A 16,481-nucleotide genomic window follows, 5' to 3' on the forward strand; every position below is an offset into this window, starting at 1 on the left:
GATGGTACGTGTGACGACTCCAGAGGCGACCGGTTACCGGATCGAACGCGACTCGATGGGCGAGGTGGAGGTGCCCGCCGAGGCGCTGTGGCGGGCACAGACCCAGCGCGCGGTGCAGAATTTCCCGATCTCCGGCCGGGGCATCGAACCGGCCCAGATCAAGGCGCTCGCCCAGATCAAGGGCGCGGCGGCCGAGGTCAACGGCGAGCTGGGCGTGATCGACGCGAACGTGGCCGCCGCCATCGCCGCCGCCGCGGCGCACGTGGCCGACGGCGGCTACGACGACCAGTTCCCGGTGGACGTGTTCCAGACCGGCTCGGGCACCTCGTCGAACATGAACGCCAACGAGGTGATCGCCACCCTGGCAGGCCGGGAGCTGGGCGCACCGGTGCACCCGAACGACCACGTCAACGCCTCCCAGTCCAGCAACGATGTCTTCCCGTCCTCGATCCACCTGGCCGCCACGCAGTTCATCGTGGAGGACCTGCTGCCGTCGCTGGGCCACCTGGCGGCGGCGTTGGAGGCCAAGGCGGCGGAGTTCGAGACGGTGGTCAAGGCCGGACGCACCCACCTGATGGACGCCACCCCGGTCACCCTGGGCCAGGAGTTCGGTGGGTACGCCGCCCAGGTTCGCTACGGCATGGACCGGCTGGAAGGCGCGTTGCCCCGCCTGGCTGAGCTGCCACTTGGTGGCACCGCCGTCGGCACCGGGATCAACACCCCGCTCGGGTTCGCCGCCGCCGTGATCGGCAAGCTACGCGAGTCGACCGGGCTGCCGTTGTCCGAGGCGCGCAACCACTTCGAGGCGCAGGGCGCCCGGGACGCCCTGGTGGAGACGTCGGGGCAGCTGCGTACCATCGCGGTCGGCCTCTACAAGATCGCTAACGATGTCCGGTGGATGGGGTCCGGTCCGCGTGCCGGCCTCCGTGAACTCCGCATCCCCGACCTCCAGCCCGGATCGTCGATCATGCCTGGCAAGGTCAACCCGGTGGTTGCCGAGGCGATGCGGCAGGTCTGCGCACAGGTGATCGGCAACGACGCGACTGTCGGCTTCGCCGGCTCCCAGGGCGACTTCGAGCTGAACGTGATGCTCCCCGTGATGGGCCGCAACCTGCTGGAGTCGATCCGGCTGCTCTCCGCGGCGAGCCGGTTGTTCGCCGACCGGCTGGTGGTCGGCCTGGTCGCGGACGCCGAGGTCTGCCTGGCGTACGCCGAAGGTTCACCGTCGATCGTCACCCCGCTCAACCGCTACCTGGGGTACGACGAGGCCGCCTCGATCGCCAAGGAGGCGCTGGCCAAGCAGACCTCCATCCGCGAGGTGGTGATCTCCCGAGGTCACGTCGACTCCGGCAAGCTCACCGAGACCCAACTCGACGAGACGCTGGATCTGCTCCGGATGACCCACCCCTGACCTGGGGCCGCTCAGCTGACCCCCGGGCGGACCGCACCGGGCGGACCGCACCAAGGTCGTGCTCCATCCCCGAAGTAGTGGCTTCCGCACGCAGGGACACCACTACATCCGAGATCGAGCACGACCTTGCGCGGTCCGTCGGTGTGGAGGCGTGGGCGGGGGAGTGACGGCATGGACTTGAAGTGTCCCCGTGTGAGTTGTCGACGCGTACTCCCGGCGGCTCTTCGTGGTGGCGACCCCGCGCTGCGGCGACCGGCTCGCCCGCGACGGTGGTCGCGGGTTCCTGCCGGCGGCTTCACCGACGTTGCGGACCTTGGGGGCGGATGGCGCCGGTAAACGGTTCGACAGGGGGGTGGGGCGGCGGGATGATCCCGTCATGACTGACGTGCCGTCGACCGAGCGGCTGCGGTTGCGCCGGCTGACCATGGCTGACGTGGATGCGCTTGTCGAGCTGGACAGCGATCCCGAGGTGATGCGGTTCCTGACCGGTGGCGTCGCCACCCCGCGCGCCACGGTCCGCGACGAGCAGTTGCCGAGGCTCCTCGGCCAGTACCAGCGGCATCCCGGGCTGGGTCGGTGGGCGGCGCTCGACCGGGAGAGCGGTGACTTCCTGGGTTGGTTCGCGCTCGACCCGTCGGCGGACGGCACCGAGGCTGAGTTGGGCTATCGGCTGCGGCGTTCGACCTGGGGGCGAGGGCTGGCCACCGAGGGGTCGTTGGCGTTGGTCCGGTACGCCTTCGACACCGTCGGGGTGCGGCGGGTCTGGGCCGAGACGATGGCGGTCAACGAACGCTCGCGGCGGGTGATGGTCAAGGCGGGTCTGCGTCATGTGCGGACCGTCCACCTGCAGTGGGACGACCCGATTCCGGGCACCGAGCATGGCGAGGTGGAGTACGAGTTGCGGGCCGAGGATCGGGTGGCCGCTGCTCAGGAGCGGCCGGCGGCCCGGCGGGCGCGGTAGGCGGTCACCGCGGCGCGGTTGCCGCAGCCGGCCTCGCAGAACCGCCGCGACCGGTTGCGGGACAGGTCGACGACGACGTTGTCGCAGTCCGGGTACTCGCAGATCCGCAGTCGGCGCAGCTCACCCATCCGGACCAGGTCCGCGACCGCCATCGCCGCCTCCACCGCTATCCGGGTGGCCAGCGGCGCGTCGCGGGGCACGGCGTGCAGGTGGTACGGCTCGTCGTCGTGCTCGATGAGCTGCGGCAGCGCCCGGTGTTCCTGCAGCAGGCCGTTCACGATGGCGACGACCTCGGGTGGCTCGGCGTGCCAGATGCGGCGCAGCCCGGGCCGTAGCCGCTGGACGGCGCGGAGCTCCGCGTCGGTGCGGTCGTGCCGCCCGCTGTAGGAGTGGCGGACGAAGAACGCGTCAAGCGCGGCAACGTCCGGCAGCAGTTCGCCGTCCCGGCCTGCCGTGTTGACAACTGCGGCGGCAGCGACCAGGGAACACTCGGTGTCATGAGCAAACAGCATCTTGATTCCTGTCATGGCTTCCGCGTAGCGTCATCAGCATCAGAATAGTTTGCTCATGACATGGTGCCGACCCGAGGAGCGCAATGCACTCACGACCTGCCGCCGGCGCCGCGCTGGCGTTGCTCTCCGCCGTCACCTTCGCGACCTCCGGCACCTTCGCGCGATCACTGATCGAGGCCGGCTGGTCCGCCGAGTCGGCAGTGATCGCCCGGGTCGGCATCGCCGCGCTGGTGCTGGCGATCCCCGCCCTGCTGTCGCTGCGGGGCAGGTGGACCGTGCTGCGGAGCAACGCCACCGCCATCGGGCTGTTCGGGCTGCTCGGGGTGGCGCTGGCCCAGGTCTGCTTCTTCAACGCCGTGCGCTACCTGCCGGTCGGTGTCGCGCTGCTGCTCGAATACCTGGGCATCATCCTGGTCGTCGGGTGGATGTGGCTGCGGCACGGCCAGCGGCCCCAACGGCTCACCGTGGCCGGGTCGGTAGCCGCCCTGGCCGGGCTGGTGTTCGTGCTCGACCTCGCCGGCACCGCCGACTTCCATCCGGTGGGTGTGCTCTGGGGTCTGGGCGCGGCATTCGGGCTGGCCGGGTACTTCGTGCTCGCCGGCCGGGTCGACCCTCGGCTGCCCTCGGTCGCCATGGCCAGCGGCGGAATGGCCGTCGGTGCCATCGTGCTGCTCCTCGTTGGACTCACCGGTCTGTTGCCGCTGCACGCCACCTTCGGCAAGGTCACCTTCGCCGGACAGCCCACCAGTTGGCTGCTGCCGATCGCCGGGCTCTCGCTGGTGGCCGCCGTCATCGCGTACCTGGCCGGCATCGCCGCCACCCGGATCCTCGGCCCCCGGCTGTCGTCGTTCGTCGGGCTGACCGAGGTGCTCTTCGCGGTGCTGATCGCCTGGCTCTTCCTGAACGAGTTGCCCACGGGTTGGCAGCTCTTCGGCGGCACGTTGATCGTCGCCGGGGTCATGATGGTCCGACTCGACGAACTGCGCGGGACCCCGTCGGCGCCCGCGACCGCCGCACCCGAGCCCGAGCTCACGCTCGACGCTCGCTAGGCGTGCGGGATGATCGCGCCCGATGTGGTGCTGCCGGTTGCCGGTGAGACAGTTGGCGTCGTGCTGACCGCCGTGGTGTTCGACGCCGACGAAACCCTGCTGGACCTGCGCCCGGCGGTGACCGGCGGGCTGATGGCCGTACTCGACGAGATGCGCCGACGCACCCCGGCGGCGGCCGAGGTGACCCTCGCCGAACTGGAATCGGACTGGGGTGCGGTCTTCGGTGAGCTGGCGGCCGCCCCGGTGACGGAGATCCGGCGCGCCGCACTGGCCCGGTCGCTGGCCCGCGCCGGGTTGGGCGACCACCTGGACGAGTTCGCGGCCCTCTTCTTCGCCCGCCGGTTCGCCCTCACCCGGCCGTTTCCGGACGTGCCGCCGACGCTCGCCGTGCTTCGCGACAGCTACACGCTGGGCTTCGCCACCAACGGCAACAGCCGGGCCGAACGGTGCGGGCTTCCCGGCGAGTTCGCCTTCGAGGTGTACGCGCACGAGAACGGCCTGCCCAAGAAGCCCGACCCGGAGTTCTTCGCCGCGGTGGTCGCGGCGGCGGGGGTGCCGCCCGGGCAGATCGTGTACGTCGGTGACTCCTGGGAGCACGACGTGGTGGCACCCCGGCGAGCCGGTCTGCGATCGGTGTGGCTGAACCGGGCCGGCCTGCCCCGCCCACGCGGAGTCGTACCCGACGCCGAGGTGTCCACCGTGGCGGATCTGCCATCGGTGCTGGCAGATCTTCTGCCGCGCGCGGATTCGGGCGGATGAAGCAGAGATTCGCCGCCATAACGGGCGTTCAGCTGGCGTAAAGCTGCCGGGTGTTGTGTGATGGCTGCCACGTCCCTCAACGAGAGGATCCGATGTGGTGAGCAAGCGCTTCACCGCCGGTGCTGTCGCTGGCGCGGCAGTGTTGGCATTGACGGCTGCGGGGCTGGGTGTGCCGGCCAGCGCCGCACCGAGCACCTCCCGCACCTTCACCGTCGTCGCCGAGGACGGTGTCGCCGCCGACACGGCGGTAGCCGCGATCCGGGCGGCCGGCGGCACTGTCGTGTCCCGGTCCGACGAGGTCGGCATGTACCAGGTCACCAGCGACCGGGCCGACTTCGCGGCCAAGGCGACAGCCGCTCCGACGCTGATCGGCGCCGCCGAACAGAAGGCCATCGGCCGCAAGCCCAAGCTGGACCGGGTCGAGCAGGAGCACCTGACGGCAGCCAAGGGCGCTGCTGGTGCGGCCGCTCGCAAGGGCGCCAAGCTCGACCCGCTCGACGACAAGCTCTGGGGTCTGGAGATGCTCCGGGCCGACAAGGCCCGCAAGATCGAGCCCGGCGACCGTCGGGTGACCGTCGGCGTGCTCGACACCGGCGTCGACGCCAGCAACCCGGACATCGCGCCGAACTTCAACTGGGCGCTGTCGCGTAACTTCGCACCCGACCTGATCGACGTGGACGGCCCCTGCGAGGTGCCCAGCTGCCTCGACCCGGTGGGCACCGACGACGGCGGACACGGAACCCACGTGGCCGGCACCATCGGAGCCGCAGCCAACGGGTTCGGCCTCTCCGGTGTCGCCCCGAACGTCTCGCTCGTCGAACTCAAGGGTGGCCAGGACTCCGGCTACTTCTTCCTCGAGCCGGTGGTCAACGCCCTGCTGCACGCCGGCCGGTCCGGGATCGACGTGGTCAACATGTCGTTCTACGTCGACCCGTGGCTCTACAACTGCACCGCCAACCCCGCCGACTCGCCCGAGGACCAGGCGGAGCAGCGCGCCATCATCACGGCGATGAAGCGGGCGTTGACCTTCGCCCACAACAAGGGCGTCACCCTCGTCGCCGCGCTCGGCAACGAGAACGACGACCTGGGCGCACCCCGCACCGACGTCACCAGCCCGGACTACGGCGCCGACCCGTACCCCCGGCCGATCGACAACGAGAGCTGCTGGAACCTGCCCACCGAAGGCCCGAACGTCATAGCGGTGTCGTCGGTCGGGCCGTCCGGCAAGAAGTCGGACTTCTCCAACTACGGCACCGAGCAGATCTCGGTGGCCGCCCCCGGCGGCTGGTTCCGCGACGGCTTCGGCACCGACACGTTCCGGACCGACGCCAACATGATCCTCTCCACGTACCCGAAGCACATGCTTCAGGAGGAGGGCTCGGTCGACGCCGACGGCAACATCGTCGCCGGTTTCGAGGAGTCGGTCTTCAAGCAGTGCAAGGCCAACGGCGAGTGCGGCTACTACACCTACCTCCAGGGCACCTCGATGGCGTCCCCGCACGCCGCCGGTGTCGCCGCGCTGATCGTCAGCCGGTACGGCAAGGCCCAGGGCCGGTCCGGCTTCGGCATGTCGCCGGACCTGGTCGAGCAGCACCTGTACCGCACGGCCGCCGAGCACGCCTGCCCGGAGCCGCGGTTGCAGCAGTACCGCAACGAGGGCCGCGACGAGACCTACGACGCGTACTGCGCCGGTGGGGTCAACTTCAACGGCTTCTACGGCTACGGGATCGTCGACGCCTACGCGGCGGTGAACACCCCGCTCAAGCCGAACGCCCGCCCGTAACGCACCACCGTCAGGGCCCGGTCGACACCTGTCGACCGGGCCCTGCCCGCATCCCGGCCAGGTCCGGTGCGGTGTGGGCTTGGGCCGCGTGTGCTCGGGCCCGGTCCGGTGCGGTGCGGGCTCGGTGGTCACCGTCGCCAACCTCGGCCGGCCAGCGCGGCACGTACCTCGTGGAGCACTGCCGGAAACTCGCCGTGCAGCCGTCGACTCGTCACGTGCAGCACCAACCAGCCCGCGCCGACCAGCAGGTTCAGCCTGCGGCGGTCGCGGTGCAGCTGATCTGCGTCGGAGTGCCACTGTCCGTCGTACTCGACCGCCACCCGGTATCGCGGCCACGCCAGGTCGGGGTGCAGGACCACGCCGTTGGGCAGGCGTACCGGATGTTGGGCGATGGGGCGCGGGAGCCCGCCGAGTACGAGACGCAGGCGCAGATGTGATTCAGGCGGGGACTGGGCTGCGCCGTCGGTCAGGTCGAAGAGCCATTTCGCTCGCTGCCCACCCGGTCGGTCGGCATTACGATCGGCAATGGCAGCCAGCGTGTTGCGATCGGTCAACCCCTGACCGAGCAGCGAGTCGACGATGGCGACAGCGCGGAGCGGGTCGACCCAGACGGCCGTTTCCCAGGCCGCCCGCTCGGGGGTCGAACGGGGGATCGCGCCACCAGAGTCACAGCTGAGCCCTGGGACGAGGGTCGTCATGTCACCAGATCTGGTCATCGTGCCGCCTGAACCGGTTGTCAGGTCGCCCGATCGGCTCGACGCCAGGCCGCCGGGCCTGGTCATCATGCCGTTCGGTGGTCGGCCTGCGGCAGGTGGACGCCCCGGGCCTGTCGTACCCCGTGGGGTGGGTGGACGGCGGGAGGCCGGCGAGGCTCCGGCTTGTTCCGGCGGTGCGGTGCCGAGCAGCGGAGTGATGGCGTTGACGTGCACCCGCAGGCCGCGTTGCGGGCCGATTCGAAGCGACCGGGGCACGAGGACGTGCACGTCGTCGGTGAAGGTGGCGGCGTGTTCGACACCGAGCAGGTACGCGGCTGACGGACCTCCGACCGTCACGTCGGGCGGAAGTCGGAGGAGCGCTGCGCGGCAGGCCAGAGCGTGGTCCCGGTCGAGCCGTGCGTCGGCGTAGATGTCGTGGCGCAGCCGCACCCAGGCTGCGCTGCGCAGTTGGTGCTCGGTGAGCAGGCCTTCCCGGACAGCGTCGGAGCCGCGGAAGATCTGCCAGGTCAGGGCATCAGGGCGGTGCGGACATGGCGGCATGCGAAGCAGCCTGCCGACCGCCGACCAACCGCCGAAACCCCTGTGGACAACTCGACCCGGCACGCCCGTACGACCCTGTGGACGACCGGGATTCGGCACGTGGATCGTGGTATGGCCCGTCCCCCCATCGCCGCCGTCCGAGGCCGGTCAGCGGACGCGCCTGGACGGCGATCCACTCGCGTTTTTGAAAGTCGGGCCATCATCGGCGCTGCGATGCCGCGATATCAGTGAACCCGAGTTGATCAAGGCGGGCGAGCGGGGCAGGAGGGCTGGTCCCTGGGTCAACTGAGGGCGGTGGCGATGGCTGTGGCGGCGGCCTGCACCTGGGTGCCGATCGTGTCGACGTCCAGCGGGGCGAGTGCGACCACGCCGACGCTGGCCTCCAGGCCGGGCACACCGAGCACCGGCGCGGCCACCCCGTACGCGCCGGCCTGCAGCTCCCCGCTGCTGCTCACTGGTGCCGCCACCCCGGCCCGGCCGGCCAGGATGGCTCGGCCCGCCGCACCCCGGTCCAGCGGGTGTCGTGCCCCGGCCCGGTAGGCGACGTGGAACGACGTCCAGGTTGGCTCGACCACGGCCAGGGCGACGCCCTCGCCAGCCTCGACGACGGTCAGATGTGCGGTGGCGCCGGCCTGCTCGGCGAGACGGCGTAGCGCGGGCAGGGCACCCTCGGCGAGCAGCGGCTGGGCGCGTCGGGCCAGGTGCAGCAGTCCGGCACCGAGGCGGAGCCGGCCGTCGCCGTCGCGGCGGAGCATGCCGTGCCCGGTGAGCGGACCGACCAGCCGGTAGACGGCGGCCCGGCCGATGCCGAGCCGGTTGGCGGCCTCGGTGACGGTCAGGCCGCCCGAGGCGTCGGCAACCAGGTGCAGCAGCCGCAACCCCCGGTCGAGGGTCTGCGACATCTCCCCGACACGTCCCGCGACGGCATCGACAAGCCCGGCCGCGTCAGCCTGCCCGACCGCGCCCGCCGGTCCGGCGGCGTCGGTAGGTCCCGGCGCGGGGACGATGGGGGCGTCGGGGTGGGCCGGAGTGTCACCGGAACGTGCTGTCGCGTCCACGCCTGGCAGCGTACGACCCGGCACCGGCAGATCCGGACAGGCACGGACAGCTACCCTGGTACGGTGACGCTACGCCTGTACGACACCGCCACCCGATCGGTGCGGGACTTCGTCCCGCGGGAAGCCGGCAAGGTGGGGGTCTACCTGTGTGGTCTCACCCTCCAGGCCCCGCCGCACATCGGTCACCTTCGCTCCGGCGTCAACTATGACGTGCTGCGTCGCTGGCTGTTGGCCGCCGGCTACCAGGTCACCTTCATTCGCAATCTGACCGACATCGACGACAAGCTCCTGGTCAAGGCGGGCGAGCAGGGTCGGCCGTTCTGGTCGATCGCGTACGCCAACGAGGTGCTCCTCGCCGAGTCGTACCGGGCGTTGAACGTGCTGCCGCCCACCTATGAGCCGCGGGCCACCGGGCACATCCCGGAGATGCACGAGCTGATCACCAAGTTGATCGCCGACGGGCACGCGTACCCGGCCACCGACGGTTCCGGCGATGTCTACTTCGACGTGGCGTCGTGGCCGACGTACGGGGCGCTGTCGGGTCAGTCGCCGGCCGCGATGCAGTCGGCCGGGGACGCCCCCGACCGCGGCAAGCGGGACCCGCGCGACTTCGCGCTCTGGAAGGGCGCCAAACCGGACGAGCCGGCGGACGCCTACTGGCCGTCGCCGTGGGGGCTCGGCCGCCCGGGTTGGCACATCGAGTGCTCGGCGATGTGCTGGCGCTATCTCGGCCCCGAGTTCGACATCCACGGCGGTGGGCTCGATCTGACGTTCCCGCACCACGAGAACGAGATCGCCCAGTCCAGGGCCGCCGGTCTGCCGTTCGCCCGCTACTGGGTGCACCACGGGCTGCTGAGCATCGGCGGGGCCAAGATGGGCAAGTCCGCCGGCAACGCGCTCGACCTGGCGTACGTGGCCTCACTCGGGGTGCGGCCGGTCGAGTTGCGGTACTACTACGCCGCCGCGCACTACCGCTCGGTGATCGACTACTCGGAGGACTCGCTCCGCGACGCCGCTACCGCGTACCGCCGGATCGAGGGTTTCGTGCAGCGGGCGGCCGAGCGGGTCGGCATCGAGCAGCCCGGTGAGCTGCCCGACGGCTTCGTCGCGGCGATGAACGACGATCTCAACACGTCCGCAGCGCTGGCCGTGTTGCAACAGCACATTCGGGACGGCAACACCGCGCTGAGCGTCGGCGACGATGTGACCGTCCGCACCACCCTGGCCGCGGTGCGGGCGATGCTGGATATCCTCGGGGTCGACCCCCTCAGCCCGGCCTGGACCGGCGGTGGCCGCACGGACGATCTACGTGCCGTGGTGGACTCCCTGATCGCGTTGGCCCTGGAGCAGCGCGCGCAGGCCCGGGGCCGCAAGGACTGGGCCGCCGCCGACGCGGTACGGGACCAGCTCAAGCTGGCCGGTGTGGTGGTCGAGGACACCCCCCAGGGCCCCCGTTGGACTATTGGAGAGCAGGACTGATGGCCGGCAACTCGCAGCGCCGTGGCCGGCGACTGACGTCGAAGGCAGGCGCCCCCAAGGGCACCGGCGGCAAGAACAAGGACTCGCTGGCCGGGCGGGGGCGCACCCTGCCCGCCGACGAGCGGCCGTGGCACAAGGGCTACTCGGGCACCGAGAAGCTGCCCCAGCGCACCGCCTGGAAGCAGGACAAGGAGCGCCGCGCGGCGGCCGAGGAGGGGCGCGCCCCCAAGATCGGTCAGCCGGGCAGCAAGGACACCACCTGGGGTCGGGGCGGCGGTCGGGGCGTACCGGGGGGTCGGGGTGCTGCCACCGGCGGCCGGGGTGCTGCCGGCGGGCGGGGCGGCAAGCCCACCACGCGGTCCGGTCCGCGGGTCGCGCCGGGGCGCAAGTCCAACCCGAGCAAGGACACGCCGGAGCTGCTGGTCGGGCGCAACCCGGTGCTTGAGGCGCTGCGCGCCCAGGTGCCGGCGACGGCGCTCTACACCGCCCAGGGCATCGACATGGACGACCGGATCAACGAGATCATCCGGACCGCCGCCGACCGGGGCATCGCCAACCTGGAGATCAGCCGGGCCGAGCTGGACCGGATGACCGGTGGTGTGCTGCACCAGGGCGTCGGGTTGCAGGTGCCGCCCTTCGCGTACCAGCCGTTCGAGGACATGGTCGCCGCAGCGCTGGAGCAGCAGGCTCCGCTGCTTGTCGCGCTGGACGGTGTCACCGACCCGCGCAACCTGGGTGCCGTGATCCGGTCGGCTGCCGCGTTCGGCGCGCAGGGTGTCTTCGTACCCGAGCGGCGGGCCGCCGGAATCACCGCGACCGCCTGGCGGACCAGTGCCGGCGCGGCCGCGCGGGTCCCCGTGGCGCAGGTGACCAACCTGACCCGGTCGCTGAAGGCGTGCCGGGACGCCGGCTTCATGGTGGTCGGCCTGGACGCCGACGGTGACACCGACCTGTACGACCTGGAGGCCGCCGTTGGTCCCCTCGTGGTCGTGGTGGGGTCCGAGGGACGTGGCCTGTCCCGGCTCGTCGGGGAGACCTGCGACCTGACCGTCAGCATTCCGATGATCTCCGAGGTGGAGTCGCTGAACGCCAGTGTGGCCGCCGCGGTCGCCCTGGCCGAGGTCGCCCGCCGGCGCTCGGTCGAGCTGTAACGACGTAACACGAGGCCCCTTCCCGCCGGTGCGGGAGGGGGCCTCGTCGTCAGATCTGGTGGGTCCAGGCGACGAAGAGCAGCGCACCGGCCAGCGCCATCAGCAGGGTGGTCGGGAGCAGCCAGAGCGGGCTCCGCTCCCCGTCGAGACGGCGGGTCAGCCGCTGGTGCACGGCGGCGATCCCCATCAACGCGGCCAGCCCGGCGGCAGACAGCGGCAGGCCGACGAGGAAGTGCGCAAGCCACGCGCCGGCCCGGCTCGGGCCACCCCAGGAATTGTCGTACGGGCCGCTGTCGACGATGCCGTACAGCACACCGCGCAGCACCATCAGCAGTTCGACGCCGAGCGGCAACAGTGCCACGAAGCCGAGCAGCAGGCTGAGCAGACCGTGACCGAGCACCGCGACCGGGCCGGGTCGCCGGTCGGGCGCGGCGGTCGGGGGCGCGCCGAGCAGCCCGGTACGCAGAGCCCGCCACCGCGCGGCGGCGGCACCGGCCTTACCCCACGGCACGGTCGCCAACGCGAGCAGGGCGACCGGCACCAGCGTCGCGCAGTACGCGAGGCTGCGGCCGGCCAACCGCACCAGCTGGTACGACCGGGAACGGTTTGTCAGGTGCGCGGTGGCGGCCACGGTGCCTCCTCGGGTGGGTGTGCCGCGAGGCTATGGGCGCGGCCCGCCCTGCCGACTCACCCCAGGGAGCCACATCCGCGCTGGCTCCGTGGGGGGAGCAGCCACCGCCGGTACGACGACAGGGGCGGCCCGCCGAAGCGGACCGCCCCTGTCGTTGTGGCGTTACGTCAGATCCGGCTGCCGGTGGCGGCGTGGAAGACGTGGCTGCGGCCGGTACGCGGCTTGACGAAGACGGTGTCACCCATGTTCGGCATGCTGCGCCGGTCGGTGCGGACGACGAAGCGCTCCGAGCTGCCACCGAGCGCGGCGTGGCCGTAGACGTTGGCGTCCGAGCCGAGGTCCTCGACCAGCTCGACCACGACCGGCATGCCACCCTCGGTCGGGCTGACCAGGTCGCAGTCCTCCGGGCGGAAGCCCACAGTCACCTTGCCGTTGCCACCCTCGGCGCGGGCCGCCGCGACCTGCTCCCGGGTCAGCGGGATGTTCAGCTCGGCGAACTCGGCGCCCTGCTCGTTGAGCGAGACAGTCTTGATGTTCATGGCCGGGGACCCCATGAAGCCGGCGACGAACACGTTCGCCGGGGTGTCGTAGAGCGCGCGGGGGGTGTCGACCTGCTGGAGGACACCATCGAGCAGCACGGCGACGCGGTGACCCATGGTCATGGCCTCGACCTGGTCGTGCGTGACGTAGACGGTGGTGACGCCCAGCTTGGCCTGCAGCGACGCGATCTGGGTACGGGTCTGCACCCGCAGCTTGGCGTCGAGGTTCGACAGCGGCTCGTCCATGAGGAAGACCTGCGGCTCGCGGACGATCGCCCGGCCCATCGCGACCCGCTGACGCTGACCACCGGAGAGCGCCTTCGGCTTACGGCTGAGGTACTCCTCCAGCTGGAGCAGCCCGGCCGCTTCCTTGACCCGCCGGTCGATCTCCGACTTGGAGGTCTTACGCAGCTTGAGGGCGAACGCCATGTTCTCGTACACCGTCATGTGCGGGTAGAGGGCGTAGTTCTGGAAGACCATCGCGATGTCGCGGGCCTTCGGGGGGAGGTGGGTGACGTCGCGCTGGTCGATGTAGATCGAGCCCGCGTCCACGTCCTCCAGGCCGGCGAGCATCCGCAGGCTCGTGGACTTGCCGCAACCGGAGGGGCCGACCAGGACGAGGAACTCGCCGTCGCCGATCTCGAGGTTGAGCTCGTTGACGGCGGGACGCTCCTGGCCCGGGTATACCCGGGACGCCTTGGAGTAGGTGACCGTAGCCATGGTGAAGCGCTTCCTTTCACCGGCAGGAACGTGCCGGACGATCCGAGTGAAGGAGCAACCGGCGCGTATCCGTGCCGGTCAGCGGACGGCGGCGTGGGCGCGAGGGCGCCCGGCTGTCGTCCGTGTCAGTGAACCGTAAACGGGTTTGCTCCTGCTGCCAAGGCGAGGCAGCGCCTGACCTGACCCACGGCCTACACATTCCGGGCACTCGGGCACGGTCAGCCATCAATCGACGCCGTCAGCAACCCGTACGCGTCGGGTTGTTGACGTTTCCAAAGCTCGGGGGGCCTCGCGAGAGGGATATCCGGATGTCACTCGCTATGCTGACCTCGACGCACGCGCCCCTGTAGCTCAGCTGGCCAGAGCACTCGCCTTGTAAGCGAGATGTCGCCGGTTCGATCCCGGCCGGGGGCTCCAATTGCACAAGGCGTTTCCACCGACTCGGCGACGAGTCGACCGTTGACAGCAACGGCACTCGCGAGGACTTCCCGCCGAGTGCCCGACACCTCGCGTCGAGGTTGGCGTGAGCCTGCACCACAAGCAAGGTGGTCAGCGGCAGAGGACGCGCCGGCGGTGACGCAACACACTCCGCGTAGTCTCGGCGCGTGCTCGATGCATGGGGGCTGACTCTTACCACGGACATCGCGCGGCAGGTAAGGCATTGGCGGGCCGAAGGTTACACCTGGCGTGCCATCGCTGCGGGCGCCGACGACGCGTGGGGCACCGACTCGCGCGGCAACCAACTTTTCGGGCAGGACCTGTGCCTGGAGAGTGCGCGGCTGCTCGGCGAGGATCCGAACGCCGAGCCCTGGAACTGAACCGGTGGCGCAGCCGGCCGAAGCTGAGCGACGTGTCGCCCGCCGGCGCGACGGATAGCCTGGGGCCCTGGCAGCGGAAACGGAACGGGACGGGGGCCGATGAGCCGCGCGGTGGAGGAGTCGAACCGGGCGATGCTGCGTGCCCGGGACGCGATGGACCGGGCGTACGCCGAGCCGCTTGACATCCCCGCGCTGGCCCGGATCGCGCTCGTCTCCGAGGCGCACTTCATCCGCACCTTCCGGGCCACGTTCGGGGAGACCCCGCACCGTTACCTGCAACGCCGTCGGGTGGAGCGGGCGATGACCCTGCTGGTGGAGACCGGGCGGGACGTGACGGACATCTGCTACGCCGTCGGCTTCAGCAGCCTGGGTACGTTCAGTCGGACGTTCCGCCAGATCGTCGGCGAGTCGCCCTCGGATTTCCGGCGGCAGCGCGTCGCGCCGGTGAACGTGCCGTCGTGCTTCACCAAGGCCTGGACCCGACCCAGCAGTTTTGGATAAGCAGCAGGTCACAGTCCACCTCTACGGTTGTCGGTATGACGATGAACGCGATCAGCCGCTCCCAGATCTACGTCCTCGACCAGGACGAGGCGCTCGATTTCTACGTGAACAAGCTCGGCATGGAGGTCAACACCGACCAGGATCTCGGCTTCATGCGGTGGCTGACGGTCAACCTGCCCGGCGACCCGGAGCGGGAGATCCTGCTGGAGAAGCCGGGCGCACCGGCGCTCGACCCGGCCACCGCCGAGCAGGTCCGTGAGCTGCTCACCAAGGGCGCCCTGGGTGGCTACCTCTTCATGACGACCGACGACGCCCACAAGACGCACGAGGAGTTGGTGGCGAAGGGCGTCGAGATCACCGACGAGCCGACCGAGCGCCCGTACGGCATCGACTTCGGCATCCGGGACCCGTTCGGCAACAAGATCCGCATCGGCCAGATGTTCCCGCGGGCGTAGGGGGCGGGCGATGACCCAGGCTGTGTCTATTCCCCTGGTCCGGGCGGCGGCTGTCGGCCGGGACCGGGCACCGCTGATCGGCGGGGTCGACTGAGCTGACGTGTACGGGACCGGGAGGCAGGGGGTCGCGACCATGCCTCCCGGCGTGTTGAGGTGTCTGCCATGGTGACCCGACTGCTGTATCTGACCCGACACGCCGAGCAGGACCTGAGCGAGCTGAACGGCTCAACCGCCGAGGAGCCCGACACCGGCCTGTCCGAGCGCGGCCGGCAGCAGGCCATCCTGCTCGGTGAGCGCCTGCGCGGCCGCCGTTTCGCCGCCGTGCATCACGGGCCGCTGCGCCGGGCCGCGCAGACCGCCGAGCTGATCGCCAAGTCGCTGCCCGAGGTTCCGGTGTACGAGACGGAGCTGGCGGGAGACCACCTTCCACACGACACCGACCCGACCGATCTGCCGCCCGCGTACGCGAAATTCCTGGCCCGGTTCTCGGCGGCCCAGCGGGTCGACGGGCCGCAGGTGACAGCGGCGGCCGTGCGGCGCTTCGCCGGTCCGGCCACCGAGGCGACAGCCGGTGACGAGCCGGTCCGCGAGCTGGTCGTGACGCACACCTTCCTGATCGGCTGGCTGGTGCGGCACGCCCTCGACGCGCCGGAGCAGCGGTGGCTGGGCTTGAACTCGCACAACGCGGGCTTGACCGTGATCCGCTACAGCCCCTCCGGCCCGCCGAACCTGATCGCCGTCAACGACGTCGCCCACCTCCCGGCGGAGTTGCGGGGCACCGGCCTGCCCCCGGACTACCTGGTCTAGGCGCCGGTTGCCCGCAGCAGCAGCTTGACCAGGGCCTGCGTGGCCGGCGGCGGGGGCGACTCGGTGGGACAGTCGACGTAGCCGGATTCGATCGCGCCGACGGTGACCCGGTAGTGGAACACGTCCGCACAGCCGGTCGGGCTGCTCGTCTGCCGTGCCTCGGCGGCGAGCCGGGGGTCGGCGGCCAGAGCCGTCAGGCTGCCCAGATCGGCGGGGCTGAGCCGACCGGTACGCCGGCTGCCTGCCCGGTCCACAGCGCTCCACCGACCGTCCGGCTCGACGGTCACGACGTCGCCACGGCCCGCGAAGCCGCCCGAACTCCGCAGCGTCACCTGGGAGGCTGCGGCACTCGCGGCCGTGGGGGTGGAGCCGGGCGTTGAGGTGCCGGCGGTCGGGACGGTGGCCGTCGGGGCGGGGGTGTTCGGAGGAGGATCTCCGGCGGTGCCGGGCAGGTCGGTGCTGGTGCAGCCGGCCAGCAGGCCGACCAGTAGCGCGGCGGTGACGCCGGTTGTCGAGGCGCGTCTCATCCACGTGAGACGCGTGATTCGAAGCATTGGTTCCCTTGTCAAGGGCCTCATCCGAACGGCCATT

General features: G+C 70.9%; 17 protein-coding genes and 1 tRNA gene. 12 read left to right on the forward strand and 6 right to left on the reverse strand.

What is annotated here, in order from left to right:
* Window position 1 precedes the first annotated feature (1 nt).
* Both AB0B85_RS18225 and AB0B85_RS18230 read left to right on the forward strand, forming a co-directional pair.
* Window positions 2-1,411 carry a class II fumarate hydratase gene (locus AB0B85_RS18225; RefSeq protein ID WP_357408646.1) on the forward strand — a complete coding sequence of 470 codons (1,410 nt, stop codon included), beginning with the start codon at window positions 2-4 and terminating at the stop codon, window positions 1,409-1,411.
* A gap of 376 nt (window positions 1,412-1,787) precedes the next feature.
* Window positions 1,788-2,372: a GNAT family N-acetyltransferase gene (locus AB0B85_RS18230; protein ID WP_357408648.1), complete on the forward strand. Its 585-nt coding sequence runs from the start codon at window positions 1,788-1,790 to the stop codon at window positions 2,370-2,372.
* Here AB0B85_RS18230 and AB0B85_RS18235 read toward each other — a convergent pair.
* Window positions 2,339-2,884 (reverse strand): CGNR zinc finger domain-containing protein, encoded by a 546-nt coding sequence (locus AB0B85_RS18235; RefSeq protein ID WP_357408651.1) that lies wholly within the window; start codon window positions 2,882-2,884, stop codon window positions 2,339-2,341. The genes AB0B85_RS18230 and AB0B85_RS18235 overlap by 34 nt on opposite strands.
* An 83-nt stretch (window positions 2,885-2,967) precedes the next feature.
* Here AB0B85_RS18235 and AB0B85_RS18240 point away from each other — a divergent pair, with 83 nt between their 5' ends.
* The 3 genes from AB0B85_RS18240 to AB0B85_RS18250 all read left to right on the forward strand — a co-directional run bounded on the left by AB0B85_RS18240 (window position 2,968) and on the right by AB0B85_RS18250 (window position 6,475).
* A complete protein-coding gene (locus tag AB0B85_RS18240; protein ID WP_357408653.1) occupies window positions 2,968-3,933 on the forward strand; it encodes a DMT family transporter in 966 nt (321 codons plus the stop codon).
* Between the two features lie 60 nt (window positions 3,934-3,993).
* On the forward strand, window positions 3,994-4,692 hold the full coding sequence (locus AB0B85_RS18245; RefSeq protein WP_357408802.1) for an HAD family hydrolase: 699 nt from the start codon (window positions 3,994-3,996) through the stop codon (window positions 4,690-4,692).
* 97 nt (window positions 4,693-4,789) lie between these two features.
* On the forward strand, window positions 4,790-6,475 hold the full coding sequence (locus tag AB0B85_RS18250) for a S8 family serine peptidase (protein WP_357408655.1): 1,686 nt from the start codon (window positions 4,790-4,792) through the stop codon (window positions 6,473-6,475).
* A gap of 128 nt (window positions 6,476-6,603) precedes the next feature.
* On the opposite strand, the gene AB0B85_RS18255 is transcribed toward AB0B85_RS18250, so the two are convergent.
* A complete protein-coding gene (locus tag AB0B85_RS18255; RefSeq protein WP_357408657.1) occupies window positions 6,604-7,731 on the reverse strand; it encodes a hypothetical protein in 1,128 nt (375 codons plus the stop codon).
* A 281-nt stretch (window positions 7,732-8,012) separates the two neighbouring features.
* Entirely contained in the window at window positions 8,013-8,633 is a 621-nt protein-coding gene (locus tag AB0B85_RS18260) for a helix-turn-helix domain-containing protein (RefSeq protein WP_357408804.1), read from the reverse strand.
* Between the two features lie 219 nt (window positions 8,634-8,852).
* Here AB0B85_RS18260 and cysS point away from each other — a divergent pair, with 219 nt between their 5' ends.
* Both cysS and rlmB read left to right on the forward strand, forming a co-directional pair.
* The gene (gene cysS, locus AB0B85_RS18265; protein ID WP_357408658.1) at window positions 8,853-10,268 is read left to right on the forward strand and encodes a cysteine--tRNA ligase; all 1,416 of its coding nucleotides are present in this window, start codon (window positions 8,853-8,855) and stop codon (window positions 10,266-10,268) included.
* Entirely contained in the window at window positions 10,268-11,419 is a 1,152-nt protein-coding gene (rlmB, locus tag AB0B85_RS18270) for a 23S rRNA (guanosine(2251)-2'-O)-methyltransferase RlmB (RefSeq protein WP_357408661.1), read from the forward strand. The genes cysS and rlmB overlap by 1 nt, the downstream gene beginning before the upstream one ends.
* 49 nt (window positions 11,420-11,468) lie before the next feature.
* On the opposite strand, the gene AB0B85_RS18275 is transcribed toward rlmB, so the two are convergent.
* Window positions 11,469-12,050 (reverse strand): hypothetical protein, encoded by a 582-nt coding sequence (locus AB0B85_RS18275; RefSeq protein WP_357408662.1) that lies wholly within the window; start codon window positions 12,048-12,050, stop codon window positions 11,469-11,471.
* Window positions 12,051-12,217: 167 nt separating this feature from the next.
* Window positions 12,218-13,309: a sn-glycerol-3-phosphate ABC transporter ATP-binding protein UgpC gene (gene ugpC / locus AB0B85_RS18280; RefSeq protein ID WP_357408664.1), complete on the reverse strand. Its 1,092-nt coding sequence runs from the start codon at window positions 13,307-13,309 to the stop codon at window positions 12,218-12,220.
* 340 nt (window positions 13,310-13,649) lie between these two features.
* Between ugpC and AB0B85_RS18285 the strand changes: the two genes are divergently transcribed.
* The 5 genes from AB0B85_RS18285 to AB0B85_RS18305 all read left to right on the forward strand — a co-directional run bounded on the left by AB0B85_RS18285 (window position 13,650) and on the right by AB0B85_RS18305 (window position 15,890).
* A tRNA-Thr gene (locus AB0B85_RS18285) sits at window positions 13,650-13,726 on the forward strand.
* Between the two features lie 188 nt (window positions 13,727-13,914).
* Window positions 13,915-14,127 (forward strand): hypothetical protein, encoded by a 213-nt coding sequence (locus tag AB0B85_RS18290; protein ID WP_357408666.1) that lies wholly within the window; start codon window positions 13,915-13,917, stop codon window positions 14,125-14,127.
* Window positions 14,128-14,226: 99 nt separating this feature from the next.
* Complete coding sequence (locus tag AB0B85_RS18295) at window positions 14,227-14,628, forward strand: AraC family transcriptional regulator (RefSeq protein WP_357408668.1); 402 nt, start codon at window positions 14,227-14,229, stop codon at window positions 14,626-14,628.
* A gap of 35 nt (window positions 14,629-14,663) precedes the next feature.
* Window positions 14,664-15,083: a VOC family protein gene (locus AB0B85_RS18300; protein ID WP_357408670.1), complete on the forward strand. Its 420-nt coding sequence runs from the start codon at window positions 14,664-14,666 to the stop codon at window positions 15,081-15,083.
* Window positions 15,084-15,245: 162 nt separating this feature from the next.
* Window positions 15,246-15,890 (forward strand): histidine phosphatase family protein, encoded by a 645-nt coding sequence (locus AB0B85_RS18305; protein WP_357408672.1) that lies wholly within the window; start codon window positions 15,246-15,248, stop codon window positions 15,888-15,890.
* On the opposite strand, the gene AB0B85_RS18310 is transcribed toward AB0B85_RS18305, so the two are convergent.
* Window positions 15,887-16,417, reverse strand: a complete 531-nt coding sequence (locus tag AB0B85_RS18310; RefSeq protein WP_357408674.1) for a hypothetical protein — start codon at window positions 16,415-16,417, stop codon at window positions 15,887-15,889. The two genes, AB0B85_RS18305 and AB0B85_RS18310, sit on opposite strands and share 4 nt — an antisense overlap.
* Between the last annotated feature and the right edge of the window lie 64 nt (window positions 16,418-16,481).

Source organism: Micromonospora sp. NPDC049044, from assembly GCF_040649215.1.
Taxonomy (GTDB): Bacteria; Actinomycetota; Actinomycetes; order Mycobacteriales; family Micromonosporaceae; genus Micromonospora.